Genomic DNA, 21,192 nt, shown 5'->3' on the forward strand with positions numbered 1-21,192 from the left:
CCGGGTCTGCCTTCGGCGCCGGGTCGGCCTTGGCTGCCGGCCTCGCCGCCGGCGTCGTCGGGGACTTCTGCGCCGGCACCCGCTCGGACGCCTGCGCGGACTCTGTCGTGGCCTCGTTCACCGTGACCTCGCTCACCGTGGCTTCGTCGGCCGGCGCGGAGGGCGCGGCCTTTGTGGCTCGACGAGCCCGTGCTGGGGCCCCGTTCCCACCGGACCTCGTCGTCTTGGGCGGCGCACTCGCCGGTTCTGGCCGCTGGGCGGCGCTGCGCGGGCGGCTTCGACCGGTCGTGCTCTCGTCCACCGGATCATCATGGCCCGTTTGTGCCGGTCTGAACATGAACTTCCCGCTGCTTGGCAACTATGGGAAGGTGGGCAAAGTGACCTTTGTGATCGTCCCCACGTCGTCGTGGTCGAGCCGGACCCGCTGACCCAGCCGCAGATGGCGCAGCCCGGACGCGTCGAACGCCGCCGCCGGGAAAGCCACCTCGACCCCGTCGTCGAGCAGCACCGTCCCGGTGCGACTGCCGTCATCGAACGTCGCGACCGTGCCCTGCATACCGATCACGCTACCGTGCAGAGGACTTGTCCGGTATGTGCGCCGAGTCCCAGCCGCGCGGCGGCATCCAGATCGGCTGCGGTGTCGACGTCCCGGCGCAGGCTCGGCCAGGCCCCGTCGAGCCGCACCGCGCCTGAGCGCTGGTGGGCCGCGGCCGACCCGGGCCCGAACTGGGGCGCGAGTGCCTCGCCGGCGGGCGCGGCGAGCAGCACCGTCCCGGTGCCCTCCAGGTCCGGCACGAACGCCCGCCGCCCGGTCCGCACGGCCGCGGCCAGGGCGGCCTCGAGGTCCTCGGGGCGCATGGCCGGCAGGTCGGCGGTCAGGGCCACCACGGCGACACCGGCCGCGCCCGCGCCCGCGAACGGCACTTCCGCTCCCGCGGCCGGCGGCTCCGCCTGCTGGGCGGCCTGGGCGCCGTACGCCAGGGCCGCATTGAGGCCGGCCGCGGGCGCGTCCGGCAGGCACAACGCGCCCAGACCGGACAGCTCCGCGCAGACCGCCGGGTCGTCGCAGACCACGACGACGCGGGCGACCGCGCGGCAGGCGAGCGCGGCGGCTACCGTGTCGCGTGCCATGGCCAGGACGAGATCGGGGTGCACGGCCTCCGGCACCGCGCCCCGCAGGCGCGTCTTGGCCGCCGGCAGCGGCTTGACCGGGACCACCGCGACCCAGGCGGCCGTCCGCTCGGACGCCGTCGGCTGGGTCGTCGACTGGCCGTGGCAGTGCATGAGCCATCCTGACACGGCCACCGGGCGCCCGGCAGTGGCATGATTCGCAGCAGAACCGTGAGGGGAGGGTGAGATGGTGCGCCGGAGGCTCGGCTTCTGGCGGCGTTTCGCCGTCATGACCGTCAAACCCCTGATCCAGGTGCTGACCCGCCGCGCCTGGCGAGGGATGGAGCACATCCCGGCCGACGGCGGTGTGATCATGGTGGTGAACCACATCTCCCACGCCGACCCGCTGGCCGTCGCGCACTACATCTTCGACGCCGGGCGGTGGCCGTCGTTCCTGGCCAAGTCCAGCCTGTTCGAGGTACCGGTGCTGGGCTACCTGCTCAAGGAAGTCCACCAGATCCCGGTACGCCGCGGCACCACCGACGCCGTCAAGGCGCTCGAGGCCGCGCGGGCGGGCGTCCGGGCCGGCGAGGCCGTCGTCATCTACCCCGAGGGCACCACGACGCGGGAGCCGGACCTGTGGCCGATGCGCGGCAAGACCGGCGCGGCGCGGCTGTGGCTGGACACCGGCGCCCCCGTGATCCCAATCGTGATGTGGGGCCCGGAGCAGATCTACGACCCGCGGACGAAGAAGTTCAAGCTGTTCCCGCGGGCCAAGGTCACGATCGTCGCCGGTGCCCCGATGGACCTCTCGGCCTGGTCGGACGCCCAGCCGACGGCACAGACCCTCAACGAGATCACCGAGCACATCATGCTGCACCTGCGCGACATGCTGGTCGACATCCGCGGCGGCACCCCGCCGCCGCTGTGGACGCCGAAGCGGCCCGCGCAGCGCCCCGAAGAGCAGACGGCATGAGCGGCTCGCGACCCGGCGCCGCGGCTTCCCGCCGCCCGCGCGGACGCGTCACGGGTGGCACGCAGCGGAGTAGTCCCGAGCGGCGTGGTGGCGCCCCCGGCGGTCGGGCGCGCGGGTGCGGCATTGTCGGCATGGTGAGGTGCGGGGTGGCCGGTTCGGGTCGCCACCGCGGTGAAGCGGAGGCTGCGGCATGAACATCGAGCGCGCGGCTGTCCTGGGGTCGGGCTCGTGGGGCACGGCGTTCGCCAAGATCCTTGCCGACGCCGGCGCGCCCTCCGTCACGGTGTGGTCCCGGCGTCCCGAGCTGGCGGCCGCCATCCGCGACGAGCACCACAACCCCGACTACCTGCCCGGCATGTGGCTCCCGGACGCGGTCACGGCCACCTCTGACGCGCACGAGGCGATCGAGGGTGCCGACCTCGTGGTCCTGGCGGTACCGTCACAGACCCTCCGCACCAACCTGAGCGCCTGGCGCGGCTTCATCGGCGCGGACGCGACGCTCGTGAGCCTCATGAAGGGCATCGAGCTCGACACGCTCAAGCGGATGAGCGAGGTGGTCATCGAGGTCGCCGACGTCGAGCCGGAGCGCGTCACCGTCGTCACCGGCCCCAACCTGGCCCCGGAGATCGCGGCCGAGCAGATCGCGGGCACTGTGGTGGCTTGCCGGGACATCGGCCGCGCCGAGCTCGTCCAGCGGGCGATCAGCACGCGATACCTGCGGCCCTACACCAACGACGACGTCGTCGGCTGCGAGCTGGGCGGGGCCGTCAAGAACGCGATCGCGCTGGCCTACGGCATGGCCTCCGCGCTGGGGTTCGGTGACAACACCAAGGCGACCCTGATCACCCGGGGTCTGGCCGAGACCGCCCGCCTGGGCGCGGCCCTGGGCGCCAACCCGATGACCTTCGCGGGCTTGGCCGGCCTGGGCGACCTCATCGCGACGTGCTCGTCGCCGCTGTCCCGCAACCGCTCGTTCGGCGAGCGCCTGGGCCGGGGCGAGACCCTGGAGCAGGCCCAGGCCGCGACGCGCCAGACGGCTGAGGGTGTCAAGAGCTGCCTGTCGATTCGTGACCTGGCCCACAGCGTCGGTGTGGAGATGCCCATCACGGAGCAGGTCGAGCAGGTCTGCCACGAGGGCGTGGACCCGTTGAAGGCCCTGGCCGCTTTGATGGCCCGGGAGACGAAGCCCGAGCGACCGGGCGTCCCGTCGACCGGCCAGTAACCCCATCCGCCTGTCGCCGCCCCGCCAGCCGCGACTCGCAGCCCTGGTCACTGCACCCGCTCGCGTCACGTCGCGTTGACCAGCGACGGGCCGGACCCACAAACTGCCGTCCGTGCGGCTGGCCGCTGTTATGCGCCACCGCGGCGCCGACCGATGTGTCGGTGTTCACGGCCCGGGCGTCCGCGCGTGGCCATCAGCGCGTTTAGCCTGGGCCGATCGGCGAGGCGTCCGGATGCGGCGGTGCGGCGTCCGCGCGGCGGGCATCGTGGTGGAGGGGACAGCGAGATGAGTGCAGGCAGTGGCGCGGCTCCTGGCGGCGGCAACGACTTCCACAGTGGTGGCGGTGACGCGTCCGCGCACGGGGACGGCACCCGGGTCGTGCATGCCGGAGTGCCGGCGGCGGTGGCGGGGGAGCCGTTTCTTCCGTCGCCGGTGTTCGGGGCGCCGTATCACCTCGATCCGGTGGCGGGCCCGCAGACCGGTGTGAACGGGTACGGGCGGACGGACAACCCGACGTACCGCAACCTGGAGCAGGCCATCGGAGAGCTTGAAGGCGGCGAATGCGTCGTGTTCGCCTCCGGGATGGCGGCGATCTCGGCGGTGCTGCTCTCCACCCTGCGCGCGGGCGATGCCGTCGTCCTGCCCTCCGACGGGTACTTCCTGACCCGTGCCTTCGCCGCTGAGCACCTGCCCGACCGCGGCGTGGAGGTGCGGACGATGCCGACGCCGGGGCCGTACCCGGCGCTCGACGACGTGCGGCTGCTGCTGCTGGAAACCCCGTCCAACCCCGGACTCGACGTGTGCGACATCGCCGACCTCGCCGCGCGGGCGCACGCCGGTGGCGGACTGGTCGCCGTGGACAACACCACCCCGACACCGCTCGGGCAGCGCCCGCTCGACCTCGGGGCGGACTTCTCGGTCGCCTCGGCCACCAAGGCGCTGACCGGCCACTCCGACATGCTGCTGGGGTACGTCTGCGCCCGCGATCCGGAACTCGTGGCGACGATCCGCACGTGGCGCGCGCGGACGGGCGGCATTCCGGGCGCGTTCGAGGCGTGGCTCGCCCATCGGTCCCTCGGCACGCTCGACCTGCGCCTGGCCCGGCAGACGGCCAACGCGGCGGCCGTCGCGGAGCTGCTGGCCGGCCACCCGGCGGTCGCGTCCGTGCGGTGGCCCGGCCGCGAGGACGACCCCGCGTACAAGGCCGCGTCCCACCAGATGCGCCGCATCCCGGGCGTCGTGACGTTCGTGCTGGCCGACAAGGCGGCGGTGGACCGCTTCCTGACCAGGTCCGACCTGGTGTTCGCCGCGACGTCGTTCGGCGGGCTGCACTCCTCGGCCGACCGGCGAGCGCAGTGGGGCGACGACGCGCCTGAGGGCCTCGTGCGCCTCTCGTGCGGCGTGGAGGACACCGATGACCTGGTCGCGGACATCCGCCGCGCGTTGGACGCCGCACTGGACTGACCTCGCCGCCTGGGCGCCCGGGCCGGCAACGCGCGGGCGCGCAGCGGCGGGAGGTCGGGGGCGGTTGCGACGCAGAGCGCGGGCGCGCAGCGGCAGCTGGTCGTCGGGCAATTGCGGCGGGCAACGCGCGGGCGCGCTGCGGCGGCTGGTCACCGAGGGTCGGGACGGCCAACGCGCGGGTGCGGCGTGCGCGGGGCTTCAGGTGGTGATGCTGGGAGCCGAGGCCGGCCACGAGCCTGAGCTGGTCAGCAGTGCAGGTCGCCCGTCGGAGCGGCCGGGATCGTCGCCACGATCGACGGTGAAAGATTCACCAGCCAGGAGCCGTCGGCGGCCTTCGGGACCACGACGCTGAGCGGGATCTGGCGGTCGATCGTGTGCCAGACGGTACGACCGGACTGCTCTTCCGGATACCAGCAGACGTCCGACAATCCCAGCAGCTGGGCATCCGCCGGAACCGCGGGTGCCGCGCCGCCGCAGGACAGGACGATCGGCGGGTCGCCGAACGCCGCGTTCTGCTCGCCGCCGGCCGTCACCTGGCGCCGGTGCAGGCCGCCGAGCTCCTGAGGCAGGCGGGCGACCAGGGCACGGCACACCGCGGCCGGGGTCGGCTCGAGCTGGGGGGCCTCAGCGGGTACCGGCGAAGTATCCGGACTCGAAGGGAAGCCGCCCAGAGCCCAGAACGCCGCCACCCCGGCGACCAGGGCGATGGGCACCGCGGCGAACGTCGCGATCCTGGCCGGGTTCGGCCCGGGTCGCGCGGGCGCGTCCGCCGCCATCAGCGGACCGCCGTCACGATCGCGCCGGTCCTGAGGGCGCCGGCCTCGGGGTCGCCGGTCATGAGCACGCCCGGGCGCGAGAGCATCGTCACGGAAGCACCATCACGAGACCGCCATCACACGGGTGAACGTACCCGCCACTACAAATGCACCACCGAGCAGGTGACGGTGCGCGTGATGCCGGGCACCAGCTGCACCTTGGACACGATGAGCTGGCCCAGTTCATCGATGCTGCGGGCCTCGGTGAGGACCACGACGTCGTACGGGCCTGTGACCGCGTCGACGCGCACCACACCGTGCAGGCCCTGGATGGCCGTGGCCACGTCGCGGGCCTTGCCGACCTCTGTTTGGATCAGGATGTATGCCTGTACCACGACACGACTCCCTCCTGCGTCGTCCGCGCGCTGGTCAGGCGTCAACCTACCGCAAGAATGAAACCGGCAAGGCAACGCCGTGCGTGATCATGCCATGACACGCGGCTTCGGCGACACTATTGAGCATCAGGTTGGAGGACGGGTGACCGTAGCAACCGCCGGGGAGTTCGGGCTGATCTCGCGGGTGACGGCCCGGCTCGGGGCGGCGTCGCCCTCGGTACTGCTCGGGCCGGGGGACGACGGGGCCATCGTCGCCACCCCGGACGCGCGCGTCGTGGCGAGCACCGACGTGCTCGTCGACGGGCGGCACTTCCGCCGCGACTGGTCCAGCGCGCGGGACGTGGGCCACCGCGCGGCCGCGGCCAACCTCGCCGACATCGCGGCCATGGGTGCGCGGCCCACGGCGCTCCTGGTGGCCTTGTGCGCCCCAGCGGACCTGCAGATCTCGTGGGCCGAGGAGCTCGCCGACGGCCTGGCCGCGGAGGCGGCGAAGACGGGGGCGTCGGTCGTGGGCGGGGACACGTCGTCCAGCCCGACGCTGACGATCGCGGTGACCGCGCTCGGCGATCTGGACGGGCAGGCACCCCTGCTGCGCTCGGGCGCGCGGCCGGGCGACGTGGTGGCGGTGGCCGGGCGGATCGGGCACGCGGCCGCGGGGTACACCGTCCTCTCCCGTGGCTTCCGCTCACCGAAGGTGCTGGTGGACGCGTTCCGGCGGCCCGACGTCCCGTACCGGCTGGGGCCCGTCGCCGCGCGGATGGGCGCGACGTCCATGATCGACGTCTCCGACGGGCTGCTGGCCGACCTCGGGCACATCGCCGTGGCCAGCGGGGTCGGCATCGACCTGCGCCGGGGGGCGTTCGCGGTGCCGGACGCCATGCACGCCGCCGCGACCGCGCTGGGCGTCGACCCCTACGGCTGGATGCTCGCGGGCGGCGACGACCATGCGCTGGCCGCCACGTTCCCGCCGGACGTCGAGCTCGGCGACGAGTGGCTGGTGGTCGGCTCCGTCCTGGCGGCCGGTGAGTTCACGGCCGGCGGGGGCGTGACCGTGGACGGCCGCCGATACACGGGCGGGGCCCCGGGCTGGGATCACTTCGGTAAGGGGCAGTAGCCTTCGCGCTCGTGACCGAGATCGACATTAAGCTGACCCGCTACGGCTCGCGGGTCGCCTCCGAGCTGACCGCCGCCGCGCTCGCCGACCTCGGCGAGCGGTACGGCAGCAGTGAGGGTGACTCCACGCCCATCGAACCCGGCGAGTTCGATCCGCCCGCGGGGGCGTTCTTCGTCGCGTACGTCGGTGGCGCCCCGGCCGGCTGTGGCGGCTTCCGCACGTTCGCCGAGGACGAGACGACCGCCGAGCTCAAGCGGATGTACGTCGCGCCCGGGTACCGGGGGCTCGGCGTCGCCAAGGCGCTGCTGCGGGCCATCGAGGACGCCGCGCGGGCAGCCGGGCGGAAGCGGGTCTGGCTGGAGACCGGCACGGCACAGCCGGAGGCCATCGGGCTGTACGAGCGGTCCGGGTACGCGCGGATCGAGGACTTCGGGCACTACAAGGGCTACGAGTTGGTGCGCTCCTTCGGCCGCGACCTCTGATTGCCCGCGCCTGGAAGCGGACGACAAAAGGCCCCGTGACCAGGTCACGGGGCCATGTCGGTGCCTGGGTCAGCCCCGGACGACCTTGCCGGCCTTGAGGCAGGAGGTGCACACCTGCATCTTCCGCGTGGTGCCGCCACCGGCCGGGGTGCGCACCGTCTGAATGTTGGGGTTCCAACGGCGGTTGGTCCGCCGGTGCGAGTGGGACACGTTGTGGCCGAAGCCCGGTCCCTTGCCGCAGACGTCGCACACGCTAGCCACGGGGATCTCCTGGGTTGATTGCTGTCCTGGACCGGAACGATGTTCCGGAGCGTTGCCGGCCGGGTGTCCGGCGGGCAACCTGGCAAGGTTACCTGATCCGTACCTGCGACACCCAATCGGCCCGGTCGGGGGCGCAACGGTGGGGAATCGTACCGGTCACCGTTAGGCTCTGGCGCGTGCCAGACAGTGTGGACGCGGCCGCCGTCCGCCGGTGGTGTGCCGGCGGCCTGGCCGCGCTGCGGCGCCACCAGGCCGAGATCGACGCCCTCAACGTGTACCCCGTGCCCGACGGCGACACCGGCACCAACCTGGTGCTCACGATGTCCTCGGCGGTCGAGGCGGCCACCGGCGCGACGGCCGCCGAGACGATGCGCGGGGCCGCCCGCGGCGCGCTGCTCGGCGCGCGCGGGAACTCCGGGATCATCCTGGCTCAGCTGTTCAAGGGGCTCGCGACGGGGCTGGAACGCGCGGGCGCGGCCCCCGTGACCGGCGCCGTGCTGGCCGGGGCGCTGGACGAGGCGGCCCACGGGGCCTACGGCGCGGTCGCGGCACCCGTCGAGGGCACCGTGTTGACCGTCGGGGTGGCCGCGGCCAAGGCGGCCGTCGAGGCGGCGGCGCGCGGAGGCGTGGCCACCGTGGCCCGGGCGGCGGCTCAAGGCGCGCGGGACGCGCTCGCGCGGACCCCCGAGCAGCTGCCGGCGCTGGCCCGGGCCGGCGTCGTCGACGCGGGCGGCCGCGGCCTGGTGGTGCTCCTCGACGCCCTGGTGGAGACGCTGACCGGCGAGGAGCCGCCCGAAGGTCCCATTGTGGCGGTGACACCCGCCGGCGGCCGCCCGGGCGCTGCCGTCGCCCGGGAGACCGGCTCGGCCGACTACGCCTACGAGGTGCAGTACCTCCTCGAAGCCCGCGCGGACGCGGCCCAGACGCTGCGCGACGCGCTCGTGGCGCTCGGCGACTCGCTGGTCATCGTGGGTGACGAGCCGACCTGGCACGTTCACGTGCACGTCAACGACGTCGGCGCGGCGATCGAGGCCGGCATCCAGGCTGGGCGCCCGAGCCGGATCACCGTGACCCGCTTCGAGGACCAGATCGCCGCGCAGACGCCGCCGGAGGACGACGGGGCGGCGCGCGACCGCGCGGTGGTGGTCGTGTGCAGCGGACCCGGCCTCGCCGAGCTGCTCGAGTCCGAGGGCGCGACGGCCCTGACCGGCAACCCGTCCACCCGCCAGCTCCTCGACGCCATCCTTCGCACGGGCGCGGAGCGCGTCGTCGTACTGCCCAACGACGCGAATGTCCTGGCCGTCGCCACCGCCGCTGCGGGCGAGGCCCGGGCCGCGGGCGTCCGCGCGGGCGTCGTACCCACCCGCTCGCCCGTCCAGGCGCTGGCCGCGATGGCCGTCCGCGACGGCACCCGGCGGTTCGAGGACGACGTGATCGCCATGGCCGAGGCGGCCGCGCGCTGCCGATCGGCCGAGATCACCATCGCCGGCCGGGAGGCGCTGACGGTCGCCGGGCGCTGCCAGCCGGGTGACATCCTGGCGATCGTGGACGGCGAGGTGAACCTCATCGGCCAGGATCTGCCGGAGACGGCCTGCCTGCTGCTGGACCGGATGCTCGGGGGTGGCGGGGAGCTCGTCACCCTCATCGCCGGCCGCGACGCCCCGGCGGGCCTCGGCGCGGTCCTGCGGGCGCACGTGGAGGGCTCGTGGCCCTTCGTCGAGGTGCAGTGTTACGAAGGGGGCCAGCCGCATTACCCACTTCTGGTGGGCGTCGAGTAGAGGAAGCCTGGATCTTGGCCGACATCGACCTGACCACACCGCTCGCGAAGGTGCTCGGAGGCAACGGCGCGAAGCTGCTCGCCGAACACCTCGATCTGCACACGGTGGGCGACCTCGTGTACCACTTCCCGCGCCGTTATGAGGAGCGCGGCGAGCACACCGACATCCGGGCGTTGGAGATCGACACCGACGTCACCGTGTTCGGGCAGGTCAAACGCGTCAACTCGCGGCAGTTCGAGCAGAAGCGGGGCAACACCCGGGGCAAGCGCGGCTCGCTGGTCGAGGCGGTCGTCGGCGACGACAGCGGCGGCGAGATCAGCGTCACGTTCTTCAACCAGCCCTGGCGGGAGAGCCAGCTGCGCCCGGGCCGCTGGGGGCTGTTCTCCGGCAAGGTCGGCCGGTTCAACAACAAGCTCCAGCTCAACCAGCCCGATTATGTGCTGCTGGACGCGGGTGAGGGCGAGGAGGCGGTGGAGGAGTTCGCGGGGGCGATCATCCCGGTGTACCCCGCGACCGCGCGCGTGCCCACCTGGCGCATCGCCGCGGCCGTGCGCACCGTCCTCGACGTCCTGCCGCCGACGCCCGACCACGTGCCCGCCGCGACGCGCGCGACCCGGAAGCTGAGCCCGCTGGACAAGGCGCTGCGCGAGATCCACCGGCCCGAGTCGCAGCAGTCGCTCGCCATCGCGCGGAGGCGGCTGAAGTGGGACGAGGCGTTCGCGCTGCAGCTGACTCTGGTGCAGCGCAAAAAACGAGCAGAGGACTGGCCGGCGGTACCGCGCCCGCGCCGCTCTGATGGCCTGCTGGCTACTTTCGACGCGGGCCTGCCGTACGAGCTCACGCGCGGCCAGCGCGACGTCGGCGACGAGATCGCGGCCGACCTCGAGCGCGCCCACCCGATGCACCGGCTGCTGCAGGGCGAGGTCGGCTCCGGCAAGACGCTCTGCGCCCTCCGCGCGATGCTGCAGGTCGTCGACGCCGGCGGCCAGGCCGCGATGCTCGCTCCGACCGAGGTCCTGGCCGCTCAGCACCACCGCAACGTCGCCGACCTGCTCGGCACCATGGCCCGGGCGGGCGAGTTGGACGCCGCGCCGGAGGCGACCCGGGTCACCCTGCTGACCGGGTCCCTGGGCGCGGCCGCGCGACGAAAAGTCCTGGAAGAGATTCGCAGTGGTACCGCCGGCATCATCGTCGGCACCCATGCCCTGCTCTACGAGGGCGTCGACTTCGCCGACCTCGGCCTGGTCGTCGTCGACGAGCAGCACCGCTTCGGCGTCGAGCAGCGCGACGCCCTGCGCACCAAGGCCGACCAGCCGCCGCACGTCCTGGTCATGACCGCCACCCCGATCCCGCGCACGGTCGCGATGACGGTCTTCGGTGACCTGGAGACCTCCGTCTTGAGCCAACTGCCGCGCGGGCGCTCACCCATCGCCTCGCACGTGGTGCCGGTCAGCGAGAAGCCCGCGTTCCTGGACCGGGGCTGGCGCCGGCTACGCGAGGAGGTGGCGAAGGGCCACCAGGCGTACATCGTGTGCCCGCGCATCGGCGACGCCGCCAAGTCCGACGGCGAGGACATGGCACCCGTTGGCGATGACGGCCGCCGCCCCCCGGTCGCGGTGCTGGACGTCGCGCCCCAGCTGGAGGACGGTCCGCTGCACGGCCTGCGGATCGGCATCCTGCACGGGCGGCTGCCGGCCGACGAGAAGGACACCGTCATGCGGACCTTCGCCGCCGGTCAGCTCGACGTCCTCGTCGCCACCACGGTCATCGAGGTCGGCGTGGACGTCCCGAACTCGACCATGATGATGATCCTCGACGCCGATCGCTTCGGCGTCTCCCAGCTGCACCAGCTGCGCGGCCGCGTCGGCCGTGGCAGCGCGCCCGGCCTGTGCCTCCTGGTCACCGAGTCCGGCGAGGGCACCCCCGCGCGGACGCGCCTGGACGCGGTCGCCTCCACGACCGACGGGTTCAAGCTGGCCGAGCTGGACCTGGAGCAGCGCCGCGAGGGCGACGTCCTGGGCGCCTCACAGTCCGGTCACCGCTCCCACCTGCGCCTGCTGTCCCTCCTCCGGGACGCGGAGCTGATCGGCGAGGCCCGCGCGGAGGCGGTGGGGCTGATCGCGGAGGACCGGGAGCTCGAACGGCACCCAGCGCTGGCCGCGACGATCGCCCGGCTCGTCGACGAGGAGCGGGCGGAGTACCTGGAGAAGGGTTAGCCCGCCGCCGGCCGCGCGGCCGCGCGGCCGGCGGGAGTGGCGTACATCACGTCCTACTCTGGAGTGCGTGACACGGATCGTGGCCGGGGTGCTCGGCGGGCGGCGGCTGACGGTGCCGGCGGGGCAGGGGACTCGGCCCACGTCGGACCGGGTGCGGGAGGCGCTGTTCAGCAGCCTCGACAACCTTGTCGAGCTGGACGGGGCCCGGTTCGCCGATCTCTACGCGGGCTCGGGGGCCGTCGGGCTGGAGGCCTGCTCGCGCGGGGCCGCGCACGTCCTGCTGGCCGAGAACGACGCCAAGGCGGCTCGGATCATCCGCGGCAACATCTCCGCACTCGGTGTCGCCGGGCGGGTGCGGTTGGTAACCGACAAGGTCGAGCGGCTGGTCGCGGGGGAGTCCGACGGCCCGTACAACGCGGTGTTCATCGATCCGCCGTACGCGGTCGCGGACGAGCGGGTCCGGGCGGTACTCGACGGGCTGGTCGCGCGGTGGCTGGCGCCGGACGCGGTCGTCGTGGTCGAGCGGTCCAGCCGTGGGGCACCGATGGCCTGGCCGGACGGGTTGCGCGCGGTCGCGGAGCGGCGGTACGGGGAGACCGTGCTGTGGTACGGCCGACGCGATCAGGATGGCTCGCGCACGGTTTAAGCGAACCTTTGGTACGGTCCCCGCTCATGAGGCTTGGGCTGGTGCAATGAGGCGCGCGGTCTGTCCGGGTTCGTTCGACCCGGTCACGAACGGGCACCTGGACATCGTGGGTCGGGCATCGCAGATGTTCGATGAGGTAGTCGTCGCGGTGCTGATCAATCAGAGCAAGGCGGGGCTGTTCACGGTCGACGAGCGCCTCGAGATGCTCGCGACGGTGACCGCGCCGTATGCCAACGTCCGGGTCGACGCGTTCCAGGGGCTGCTGGTCGACTTCTGCCAGGCCAGCGACATCAACGCGATCGTCAAGGGCGTGCGGGTGGCCGGCGACTTCGACTACGAGCTGCAGATGGCCCAGATGAACTACGGCCTGGGTGGCATCGAGACGCTGTTCATGCCGACCAACCCGAAGTACTCCTTCGTCTCCTCGAGCCTCATCAAAGAGGTCGCCAAGTGGGGCGGTGACGTTTCGCCACATGTACCCGATCTCGTGGCGAATCGCCTGAGTGAACGATTCGCCTCGGCGCGAAAGTAACTGCAACACCCGAGTGGCGAGAAAGCGGCTACGGCGTCCGGGCCGCATGATGGTTACGTCGTTCGACGTTGGACAGGAGTGACCGCAGGTGGATCCGCTCGAGAGCATCGACCAGATCATTGCGATGGTCGAAGGTGCGCGGTCGGCGCCGATGTCGCGGAGCAACTTCGTGTTCGACCGTGCCGACATGATCAATCTGCTCGACCAGCTGCGCGCCGATCTCCCCGGTGAGCTGCGGCGCGCGAGCGCGCTGCTCGACGAGCGGGACAAGATCGTCGACGCCGGCCGGCGCGAGGCGGAGCGGATCATCGCCGAGGCCGAGGCCGAGCACACGCGCCTGGTGTCGATCAACGAGATCGTGGTCTCGGCCGAGCACGAGGCGTCACGCATGATCAACGAGGCCCGCGCGGAGACGCAGCGGCTGCGCGACGAGGTCGACGACTACGTCGACACGGCGCTGGCCAACTTCGAGCAGTTCCTCACCCGGTCGCTGGCGTCCATCGAGCGCGGGCGCGACAAGATGCACGCGCTGCGGGAGATCGGCTCGTTCAACCCGTCCGTGGAGGACGACCGCCCGCTGCCGTTCTGACCCGGCCGTAGCCCCCGGCAGTCCCACTTCCGGGCGCGGTACTGTTGGGGTCGATTCGACGGAAGATCTGCCGCTCGGGTAGCCTAGTCCGTCGGCCCTGTCTGGCCGGAGTCTGAAAGATGCCACACCAACAACAGCACCCGCACCTGGATCCCCGGTCGCCGCTGGTCCTCGAGACGAGGGACCTCCCGCGCCGACCGGGCGCTCTGCATGCGGTCTCGCGGAAGGTGCCGGCGCCCAAGGACCTCGGCCTGGAGCTGATCGGCGTGCCCCAGGGCGCCGAACTCGACCTCCAGCTGCGCATGGAGTCGGTTTCCGAAGGCGTGCTCGTCTCCGGAACCATCACCAGCCCGCTGGCCGGCGAGTGCGGCCGCTGCCTACGCCCGATCAGCGACACGCTGGACGTCCCGTTCCAAGAGTTCTATGCCTACCAGCACAGCACGACGGACGAGACGACGGACGAGGACGAGGTCGGGCGGCTGCAGGGCGACCTGATCGACCTGGAGCCGGCACTGCGGGACGCGGTGGTGCTATCCCTGGCCGCCAACCCTGTGTGCCGTGAAGACTGCCCAGGTCTGTGCCCCGAATGTGGGGTACCGATGGACGAACTGCCCGCGGGTCACACCCACGAGCAGGTCGACCCCCGCTGGGCCGCCCTATCCCAGATGAAGACGTCAGAGGAGTAAGTCCCGTGGCCGTTCCCAAGCGGAAGATGTCGCGCAGCAACACCCGGGCTCGCCGGAGTCAGTGGAAGGCCGTCGCGGTCTCCACCCAGCCGTGCCCGCAGTGCCGCTCGCCCAAGCTGCCTCACGCGGCGTGCGCGGTGTGCGGCACGTACAACGGCCGCCAGGTCATCGAGGTCTGACAACCAGGTCCGGGTGACGCGATCCCACCGATCGCCGCACGGCGGGGCACACCCGTCCGGTGTCGCGCGGATCGCCGTCGACCTCCTCGGCGGGGACGGGGCTCCCGCCGTCGTGGTTGACGGCGCTCTGCGCGCATGCAGCGCCGATCCAGACCTCCACCTTCTCCTCGTCGGTCCACAGGACGTGGCCGACGGGGTCATCAGCGCGCTCCCGATCGCTGATCGCGAGCGCGTCAGTGTCGTCGCCGTCGACGATGCCGTCGGTATGGCCGACGCCCCGCTGCGCAACATCCGGCGCTCCACGTCGGTACGCGCGGCCGCGGAGGCTGTCTACACCGGCCGGGTCGACGGGATGGTCTCTGCGGGCTCCAGCGGCGCCGCCGTGGCCGCGTCCGCGCACGTGCTCGGACGCCTGCGCGGCGTGCGCCGGCCCGGCCTGGCCGCCCAGCTGCCGACCGAGCACGGCCCTGTGCTCCTTATCGACGTCGGGGTGACCCTCGACGCGACGATGCTGGAGCTCGTCCAGCACGCCGTCCTGGGCACCGCCTACGCCGCGGTCGCGCTGGGCATCGCGCGCCCGCGCGTCGGCCTGCTCTCCATCGGCAGCGAGCCCGGCAAGGGCGACCGTCTGCGCCGCGCGGTGTCGATCGCGCTGTCGGACGTTCCGCTGCCGGCGGGCGGACGCTACGTCGGTTTGGTCGAAGGCTTCGATGTACCGCGCGGAGGCCCCGCCGACGTCATCGTGACCGACGGCTTCACCGGAAACGTCCTGCTCAAGGGCCTCGAGGCGGCAATGGCCACAGCTCGCCGCCTGATGCAGAGTACCCAGCAGGCGCGCGACGGCTCGGAGGCGGTCGCGCCCAGTCAGCGATCCGCGCCCGAGTGCGACCCGTCCGGCCCCGACCCGCGGACGCCCACATCAGGCGACGGCGCCGCCTCCGCCCGCGACCAGGACGCCTCCGCGCGTGACGAAGCGGCCCGCATCCACGACGGGGCCGTCCACAGGCACGACGCCGCCGCGCCCCCGCGCGGTGGAGCGGCAACGGCACCGGTCCCCGAGGGCGACGGTGCCGCGTCCAGGCGCGAGGAGACGACGCCTGGACTCCGCGACGGACACGCGCGCGAGGGCGGGCACGACGCCGATGTCAGGCGCCCCGCGCAGCACGAAGCCGCGGCCGTCCTGCTCGGCGTGGCCGGCGACGTCGTCGTCTGCCACGGTTCGGCCACCGGCGCCGACATCGCCGATGGCATCGCCCTCGCCGCACGACTGCACCGCGACCACATCACCCCGGCGGTCGCGGGTCTCGCCGATGACCTGCTGGCCGAACTCTCCTCGGCCGGCGGCCTCACCATCCGTGACGCACTGGGAGAGCGCTCGTGAAGAACCAGAACAGCCTCGAGGCCGCCTTCGGTGTCGAGTTCGACCCGGACATGCTCAAGCGGGCGCTGACCCACCGCTCGTACGCGTACGAGAACGGCGGCCTGCCCACCAACGAGCGGCTCGAGTTCCTCGGCGACGCGGTGCTCGGCGTGGTCATCACCACCGCCCTTTTCCAGAACCACCCGACGCTCGCCGAGGGCCAGCTGGCCAAGCTGCGGGCCAGCGTGGTCAACATGCGCGCCCTCGCGGACGTCGCACGGAAGCTGGGACCGGGTGGCATCGGGCCATACCTGCTGCTCGGGCGCGGCGAGGAGGCGACGGGCGGGCGCGACAAGGCCAGCATCCTCGCGGACACGCTGGAGGCGCTGATCGGCGCCGTGTACCTGCAGTACGGTCTCGACACCACCGCGCAGGTGATCCACAAGCTGTTCGACGGCCTGATGGCCGAGGCGGCGATGCGCGGGGCCGGGCTCGACTGGAAGACCAGCCTGCAGGAGCTGACCGCCGGCCGCGGCCTAGGGGTGCCCGAGTACCGCATCGACGAGGAGGGCCCGGACCACGCCAAGCGGTTCACGGCCTGGGTCATCGTCGCGGGGAAGCGCTACGGCGGCTCGCAGGGCGGCAGCAAGAAGGAGGCCGAGCAGCGGGCCGCCGAGGCGGCCTGGCGCGAACTGTCCGGTGTCCAGCCCGAGTCCGCGGCGTACGCGGTCGACCCCTCCGTCAACGCGATCGCGCACCCGGACGGCGCCCGTAAGGACACGGACCGTGCGCGCCGAACCGGCAACGGATCGCGCCGGACGGACCAGAGCCGCCAGGACGCGGCAGCGCCACGCGAGGGCGCGGGCGCGGCGAGTGACGGCGGGGGCAGGGCAGCGGGCGGGGCGACGTCAAGCAAGGATGCGGGTACCACCGAGACGACCGACACCGCCGAGGAACCGCCATCCTATGACGACGATGACGCCGGTCAGTGAGACCGCGCAGCGCGCCCGTACCACGCTGATCGCGTTCCCGCTGGGCATCTATGCCCTGAGCCGCCTGGTGCAGCTCGTGCTGCTCTGGTGGATGTCACCCGACGACAAGATCCGTGACCGCCTCCTCGCTTGGGACGGCGGCCATTTCGTGCGCGTCGCCGAGGAGGGGTACCCGACCGGCTACAGCTACGACGCCGAGGGCCATCTGACCGGCAACGGGCTGGCGTTCTTTCCGGGGTACCCGCTGACGGTGCGCCTCGTGCACTACCTCACCCGGCTCGAGTACGGCACCTCCGCGATCACGGTCTCGTGGATCGCCGGAGGAGTCGCGGCCGTCCTGCTGTGCGCGCTCGGCACGCGCCTGTACGACGAGCGGGTCGGCCTGGCCCTGACCGCGCTGTTCTGTGTGCAGCCGATGTCGCTGGCGCTGTCGATGGGGTACTCGGAGGCGCTGTTCACCGCGTTCGTCGTGGGCATGCTGCTCTGCGCGCACCGGGGCGCCTGGATCGCCGCGGGCGTCCTCGGGCTCGGCGCGGGCCTGACCCGTCCCACGGGCGCGGCCGCGGCGATCGCGCTCGTGGTGGCCGCGGCGATCGCGGTGTACAACCAGCGGACCAAGCTCAAAAACTCAGCACTCCACGAACCGGCATTGCCGGCACCGGCAACGCAGCGACCGGTACCGGAGCGAGCAGAGCGCGACGCGACCGCGGACGTGGCGGCGGAGCGAAGTGCCGAGGACGACGCGGAGCCGCGAAGCACAGCCAGTACCCGCGAAGGGGTCTGGAAACCGATTCTCGGCGCAGTGATCGCACTCGTCGGCGTCCCGGCCTACCTGCTCTGGGTCGGCCTGCGGGTCGGCGATCTGGGTGCGTGGTTCGACATCCAGACCGCCGGCTGGGGCACGACGTTCGACTATGGCGACTCGACGCTGACGTTCCTGCACGACGCGTTCAAGGCCGGCGACGGCTGGATTCAGGTCAGCATCGCCTGGATGCTCCTCGCCGTGGTCGCGCTGGCCGTGATCGCGCTGGTCCGCCGCGTCTGGGCGCCGCTGGCAGTATACGGCCTCATCGTGCTCGTCCTGGTGCTCGGGCAGGCCGGGTACTACCACTCCAAGCCGCGCCTGCTCGTGCCCGCGCTGCTGATCCTGGTGCCGCCCGCGGTGGCGCTCGGACGCGCGCGGGCGCGCACGGCGGGGCTAGTCTTGGCGGCCTGCGGAGCGTTCGGGCTGTGGTACGGCTCGTATCTGATCACCGTGTGGCACTACGCGATCTAGAGGGATTGAATGCCTGAGCTGCCCGAGGTCGAAACCGTCCGGCGCGGCCTCGACAAGTGGGTGTCCGGCCGGCGCATCGCCACGGTCGAGGTGCTGCACCCGCGCGCGGTCCGTCGCCACGTCACCGGGGCCGAGCACTTCGCGGGCATCCTCGCGGGGCGGCGCGTGGGCGCGGTGATGCGCCGCGGGAAGTATCTCTGGCTGCCCCTCGACGACGAGGACGCCCTGATCGGCCACCTCGGCATGTCCGGCCAGCTGCTCATGCAGCCGGTCGAGGCGGCCGCGGAGACGCATCTGCGCGTGCGGTTCTCGTTCAACGACGACGGGCCGGAGCTGCGCTTCGTCGACCAGCGCACGTTCGGCGGGCTGAGCGTGTCGGTCGGCGGCGCTGTGCTGCCGGGGGAACTCGCGCACATCGCGCTCGACCCGGTCGATCCGCTGTTCGACGACGACGAGTTCGTCGCGCGGATGCGCAAGCGGCGCACCGAGGTGAAGCGGGCGCTGCTCGACCAGACGCTGATTTCGGGCGTCGGCAACATCTACGCGGACGAGGCGCTGTGGCGCGCGCGGCTGCACGGCGCGCGGGACACGTCGCAGCTGTCCCGGCCGGCGGTGCGCGGCCTGCTCGGACACGTCCGCGACGTGCTCAACGAGGCGATCGGGCAGGGCGGGACGAGCTTCGACGCGCTGTACGTCAACGTCAACGGCGAGAGCGGCTACTTCGACCGGTCGCTGAACGCGTACGGGCGTGAGGGCCTGCCGTGCAAGCGCTGCGGCTGCCCGATCCGCCGGGAGGCGTTCATGAACCGTTCGTCATTCTCCTGCCCCCAGTGCCAGCCCCGGCCCCGCAACGCGCCACGCTGAGCGCGCGGTAGCCACGCGCCCACTGAGCGCGGTAGCCAAGCGCCCACTGAGCGCGGTAGCCACGCGCCACGCTGCGCACGGTAGGCGCGGTGGCCATCAGTTACAGCTGAGCGCGGAAGGCGCGGTAGAGACGCGCCACGCTGAGCGCGCGGCAGCGACGCGGCGAAAGCGCGGACGAGGCGTTCACGAGCCGCCCGTCATTCTCCTGCCCGAAATGCCCGCGCTACCGGCCGCGGCCCCGTCGCGCACGACGCTCAGCGCGCGGTAGGGACGCGGCCGGCGCGGCGCCGGTGTCGGCCGCTCCCGCTCAGCGGCCTCGCGATCAGCCTCCAGCGCGGCCAGCCCCGGCCCGAGCCCGCACCAGGCGGGCAGGTCCGCGTACGGGTTGGGCGCGCCCAGGTCGGTCACGAGGCCGAACCCGGCGCCGCGTTCCACCTGCATCCGCGCGGCCTCGTCGAGCTCCCAGGGCGGCACCGCGTGGACCAGGTGCCCGTCGCCCGGCCGCGCGCCCGCGCCGGACCAGCGCCGGTACTCCCGCCAGCTCCCGTCGAACGCGCAGACCGGAAGGCCGAGGTCGCGGTACGCCTCGTCGGGCGGCTCGCCCGGGTTGAGCACCACGTCGGGCAGGTCCGCGCGGGCGGCGGACTGCGCGACGACCGCGACCGGGCCGATCGCGTAGGGGCTGACGGGGGTGCGGTCGAGGAAGACGCCGCGCACCGGGTAGCCGGTCCAGCGGTAGACGTCCGCGCGGATCTGCGCGACCGGGCGTGTGCCGTAGTCGATGTCGACGTACCCGAGCAGCCGCACCCCGGCCGCGGCCAACCGGCTCATGGCCGCCGTCCACAGCGGGTCCCGCCCGCTCCCGGGCCCGTTGGCGACGTCGACGACGACGGTGAACGCGGGCCCGTGCGAGGCGATGATCTCCCATGCGTGTGGCCGGGCCAGCGGATGCGCCCGCAGTGGCAGGAGCGTCGCAACCCGGTCCACGACCGGACTAACGATGCTGGGCCCCCTCAAGCACGGCCCGTGTCCACGGTCCAGTAGGGCGTGCGGCCGCGCAGGGCCGCCCCGACGCCGATCGATGTGATGTCGCAGTCGAGCAGCAGGTCCTGGGCGTCGTCGTCGCGCATCCAGTGCTTGACGACGTCGCCCGGGTCGCCGCCCTTGGCGGTCAGCTCGTCCTCGAAGCCGCCGAACCCGGCGGCCTGGGCGCGGTCGCGGGGTGAGCTGCCGTCGCTGCCCTTGGCCCCGGTGAAGTCGCCGGCCGCCATATCCGCGGCGTGCCCCCGCGCGGCCGCGCGCAGCTTGGCGTCGACCCGCATCGGGTCGCACTTCTCCTTGCGCCGCTCGTTGTTGATCAGCTGGACCACGCGGTCCTCGTAACCCGTGTTGAAGTTGGCCGCCACGAGGGTGGTGGTGGCCGTGGTGGGCGACGGCGCGGGCGGCTCGCTGGCCGGCGGCGCGCTGGACGGGGCGGCCGGCGGCGCGGCGGCGGACGGGGTGACGGCCGGCGCCGCGGTGGAGGTGTCGCCACCCCCGCCGGCGAGGGCCGGGATGATCACCGCGCCGAGGCCGAAGAGGACGAGGATGCCGGTGACGGCGGCGGCGATACCGGTCGGGCCGAGCCTCGTTATGAGACCGGGCTGCGGTGCCGTCATCGCACTCTCCCGGTCCCATCGTCCTGCAGAATTTCCGGACATGACGCTACTTTGCAGTGGCGCCGCTGGGCAACCGGTGGCACACTGCCACGATCGGCGCGGCGTGATGATCACGCACCCGGGTGAGTGAGAACACCCTGGCCAGGACGTTTGGCGTGCCTCCGCGCTTGACTAAGTCGCGCGGCGGACGGAACATAGAGGGGTCGCCAGTCGCGCCCACTCATGCCCTTGTGCTTCGGTCGCGGGTGCTGGGCGCGCGTTTGCCGGAATCGACCGGCTGCGCTTAACAAGGAGACGATATGGCTAAGGCCCTCTACGGCCACGTAGGCAGCGCGCCCGACCGGCGCCTTGTCGACGAGGTCACCCAACTGCGTGCCAAGGTTCGGGCGCTCGAGTTCGAGGTCGTTCGGCTGCGTGCCGAGAATGACCGGCTCGCCGCGGCGGTCTCGGAGACGGATCACCTGGTCCGGCTCGCCGAGCCGGCGATGGCCTGAAGTATTCGGGTCCTCGCAACCAGCGCAGAACTGCACAGTAAACCCGCGCGCCGACATCCTCTGGGTCTCGGCGCGCAGTCATGTAACGACCCGGGCGTCCGGTTGGTTACTGGTGGGGCCTGAGTGGGCGCTGTGCCCACGAC

The 21,192-nt window shown here is 72.6% G+C and carries 23 protein-coding genes and 1 pseudogene; 17 read left to right on the forward strand and 7 right to left on the reverse strand.

Annotation, left to right across the window (positions count from 1 at the left end):
* Positions 1-358: 358 nt before the first annotated feature.
* The gene (locus ACIA8L_RS06605) at positions 359-556 is read right to left on the reverse strand and encodes a cold shock domain-containing protein (RefSeq protein ID WP_223101766.1); all 198 of its coding nucleotides are present in this window, start codon (positions 554-556) and stop codon (positions 359-361) included.
* Between the two features lie 5 nt (positions 557-561).
* Positions 562-1,284, reverse strand: a complete 723-nt coding sequence (gene cofC / locus ACIA8L_RS06610; RefSeq protein ID WP_395901136.1) for a 2-phospho-L-lactate guanylyltransferase — start codon at positions 1,282-1,284, stop codon at positions 562-564.
* Positions 1,285-1,357: 73 nt separating this feature from the next.
* Here cofC and ACIA8L_RS06615 point away from each other — a divergent pair, with 73 nt between their 5' ends.
* The 3 genes from ACIA8L_RS06615 to ACIA8L_RS06625 all read left to right on the forward strand — a co-directional run bounded on the left by ACIA8L_RS06615 (position 1,358) and on the right by ACIA8L_RS06625 (position 4,772).
* On the forward strand, positions 1,358-2,086 hold the full coding sequence (locus ACIA8L_RS06615) for a lysophospholipid acyltransferase family protein (protein ID WP_395901138.1): 729 nt from the start codon (positions 1,358-1,360) through the stop codon (positions 2,084-2,086).
* A gap of 190 nt (positions 2,087-2,276) precedes the next feature.
* Complete coding sequence (locus ACIA8L_RS06620) at positions 2,277-3,308, forward strand: NAD(P)H-dependent glycerol-3-phosphate dehydrogenase (RefSeq protein ID WP_395901140.1); 1,032 nt, start codon at positions 2,277-2,279, stop codon at positions 3,306-3,308.
* A gap of 285 nt (positions 3,309-3,593) precedes the next feature.
* Complete coding sequence (locus tag ACIA8L_RS06625; protein ID WP_395901142.1) at positions 3,594-4,772, forward strand: cystathionine gamma-lyase; 1,179 nt, start codon at positions 3,594-3,596, stop codon at positions 4,770-4,772.
* 245 nt (positions 4,773-5,017) lie between these two features.
* Here ACIA8L_RS06625 and ACIA8L_RS06630 read toward each other — a convergent pair whose 3' ends face one another.
* Together ACIA8L_RS06630 and ACIA8L_RS06635 are read right to left on the reverse strand one after the other, a co-directional pair.
* Positions 5,018-5,548: a DUF3515 family protein gene (locus ACIA8L_RS06630; RefSeq protein WP_395901144.1), complete on the reverse strand. Its 531-nt coding sequence runs from the start codon at positions 5,546-5,548 to the stop codon at positions 5,018-5,020.
* 140 nt (positions 5,549-5,688) lie between these two features.
* On the reverse strand, positions 5,689-5,922 hold the full coding sequence (locus ACIA8L_RS06635) for an Lrp/AsnC ligand binding domain-containing protein (RefSeq protein ID WP_223101773.1): 234 nt from the start codon (positions 5,920-5,922) through the stop codon (positions 5,689-5,691).
* Between the two features lie 142 nt (positions 5,923-6,064).
* On the opposite strand from ACIA8L_RS06635, the gene ACIA8L_RS06640 reads away from it, so the two are divergent.
* Together ACIA8L_RS06640 and ACIA8L_RS06645 are read left to right on the forward strand one after the other, a co-directional pair.
* Complete coding sequence (locus ACIA8L_RS06640; RefSeq protein WP_395901147.1) at positions 6,065-7,036, forward strand: thiamine-phosphate kinase; 972 nt, start codon at positions 6,065-6,067, stop codon at positions 7,034-7,036.
* An 11-nt stretch (positions 7,037-7,047) separates the two neighbouring features.
* Complete coding sequence (locus tag ACIA8L_RS06645) at positions 7,048-7,518, forward strand: GNAT family N-acetyltransferase (protein WP_395901148.1); 471 nt, start codon at positions 7,048-7,050, stop codon at positions 7,516-7,518.
* A gap of 69 nt (positions 7,519-7,587) precedes the next feature.
* Here ACIA8L_RS06645 and rpmB read toward each other — a convergent pair whose 3' ends face one another.
* Positions 7,588-7,779 carry a 50S ribosomal protein L28 gene (gene rpmB, locus ACIA8L_RS06650; protein ID WP_223101777.1) on the reverse strand — a complete coding sequence of 64 codons (192 nt, stop codon included), beginning with the start codon at positions 7,777-7,779 and terminating at the stop codon, positions 7,588-7,590.
* 176 nt (positions 7,780-7,955) lie between these two features.
* Between rpmB and ACIA8L_RS06655 the strand changes: the two genes are divergently transcribed.
* The 11 genes and pseudogenes from ACIA8L_RS06655 to mutM all read left to right on the forward strand — a co-directional run bounded on the left by ACIA8L_RS06655 (position 7,956) and on the right by mutM (position 18,897).
* A complete protein-coding gene (locus ACIA8L_RS06655) occupies positions 7,956-9,557 on the forward strand; it encodes a DAK2 domain-containing protein (RefSeq protein ID WP_395901151.1) in 1,602 nt (533 codons plus the stop codon).
* Between the two features lie 14 nt (positions 9,558-9,571).
* Entirely contained in the window at positions 9,572-11,773 is a 2,202-nt protein-coding gene (gene recG, locus ACIA8L_RS06660; protein WP_395901153.1) for an ATP-dependent DNA helicase RecG, read from the forward strand.
* A 67-nt stretch (positions 11,774-11,840) separates the two neighbouring features.
* Positions 11,841-12,419 carry a 16S rRNA (guanine(966)-N(2))-methyltransferase RsmD gene (gene rsmD, locus ACIA8L_RS06665; protein WP_395901155.1) on the forward strand — a complete coding sequence of 193 codons (579 nt, stop codon included), beginning with the start codon at positions 11,841-11,843 and terminating at the stop codon, positions 12,417-12,419.
* Positions 12,420-12,465: 46 nt separating this feature from the next.
* Entirely contained in the window at positions 12,466-12,951 is a 486-nt protein-coding gene (gene coaD / locus ACIA8L_RS06670) for a pantetheine-phosphate adenylyltransferase (protein ID WP_395901156.1), read from the forward strand.
* Positions 12,952-13,039: 88 nt separating this feature from the next.
* Positions 13,040-13,540 carry a hypothetical protein gene (locus ACIA8L_RS06675; RefSeq protein WP_395901157.1) on the forward strand — a complete coding sequence of 167 codons (501 nt, stop codon included), beginning with the start codon at positions 13,040-13,042 and terminating at the stop codon, positions 13,538-13,540.
* 119 nt (positions 13,541-13,659) lie between these two features.
* Entirely contained in the window at positions 13,660-14,226 is a 567-nt protein-coding gene (locus tag ACIA8L_RS06680; protein WP_395901158.1) for a YceD family protein, read from the forward strand.
* Between the two features lie 5 nt (positions 14,227-14,231).
* Positions 14,232-14,405, forward strand: coding sequence for a 50S ribosomal protein L32 (gene rpmF / locus ACIA8L_RS06685; protein ID WP_395901159.1), 174 nt, complete (start codon positions 14,232-14,234; stop codon positions 14,403-14,405).
* Positions 14,406-14,418: 13 nt separating this feature from the next.
* Entirely contained in the window at positions 14,419-15,786 is a 1,368-nt protein-coding gene (locus tag ACIA8L_RS06690) for a hypothetical protein (protein WP_395901161.1), read from the forward strand.
* Positions 15,787-15,836: 50 nt separating this feature from the next.
* Positions 15,837-16,463 (forward strand): annotated as a pseudogene (gene rnc, locus ACIA8L_RS06695) (ribonuclease III); the annotation flags it as partial.
* Between the two features lie 277 nt (positions 16,464-16,740).
* The gene (locus tag ACIA8L_RS06700; protein WP_395901163.1) at positions 16,741-18,033 is read left to right on the forward strand and encodes a mannosyltransferase family protein; all 1,293 of its coding nucleotides are present in this window, start codon (positions 16,741-16,743) and stop codon (positions 18,031-18,033) included.
* A gap of 9 nt (positions 18,034-18,042) precedes the next feature.
* Positions 18,043-18,897 carry a bifunctional DNA-formamidopyrimidine glycosylase/DNA-(apurinic or apyrimidinic site) lyase gene (mutM, locus tag ACIA8L_RS06705; protein WP_395901165.1) on the forward strand — a complete coding sequence of 285 codons (855 nt, stop codon included), beginning with the start codon at positions 18,043-18,045 and terminating at the stop codon, positions 18,895-18,897.
* A 183-nt stretch (positions 18,898-19,080) separates the two neighbouring features.
* Here mutM and ACIA8L_RS06710 read toward each other — a convergent pair whose 3' ends face one another.
* Together ACIA8L_RS06710 and ACIA8L_RS06715 are read right to left on the reverse strand one after the other, a co-directional pair.
* Entirely contained in the window at positions 19,081-19,884 is an 804-nt protein-coding gene (locus tag ACIA8L_RS06710; RefSeq protein WP_395901166.1) for a spherulation-specific family 4 protein, read from the reverse strand.
* Between the two features lie 26 nt (positions 19,885-19,910).
* Complete coding sequence (locus tag ACIA8L_RS06715) at positions 19,911-20,555, reverse strand: CAP domain-containing protein (protein ID WP_395901168.1); 645 nt, start codon at positions 20,553-20,555, stop codon at positions 19,911-19,913.
* A gap of 299 nt (positions 20,556-20,854) precedes the next feature.
* Between ACIA8L_RS06715 and ACIA8L_RS06720 the strand changes: the two genes are divergently transcribed.
* On the forward strand, positions 20,855-21,049 hold the full coding sequence (locus ACIA8L_RS06720) for a hypothetical protein (RefSeq protein WP_223101804.1): 195 nt from the start codon (positions 20,855-20,857) through the stop codon (positions 21,047-21,049).
* The last annotated feature ends 143 nt before the right edge of the window (positions 21,050-21,192 follow it).

The sequence above is a fragment of the Dactylosporangium sp. NPDC051541 genome, from assembly GCF_044454505.1.
Lineage (GTDB): Bacteria > Actinomycetota > Actinomycetes > Mycobacteriales > Micromonosporaceae > Dactylosporangium.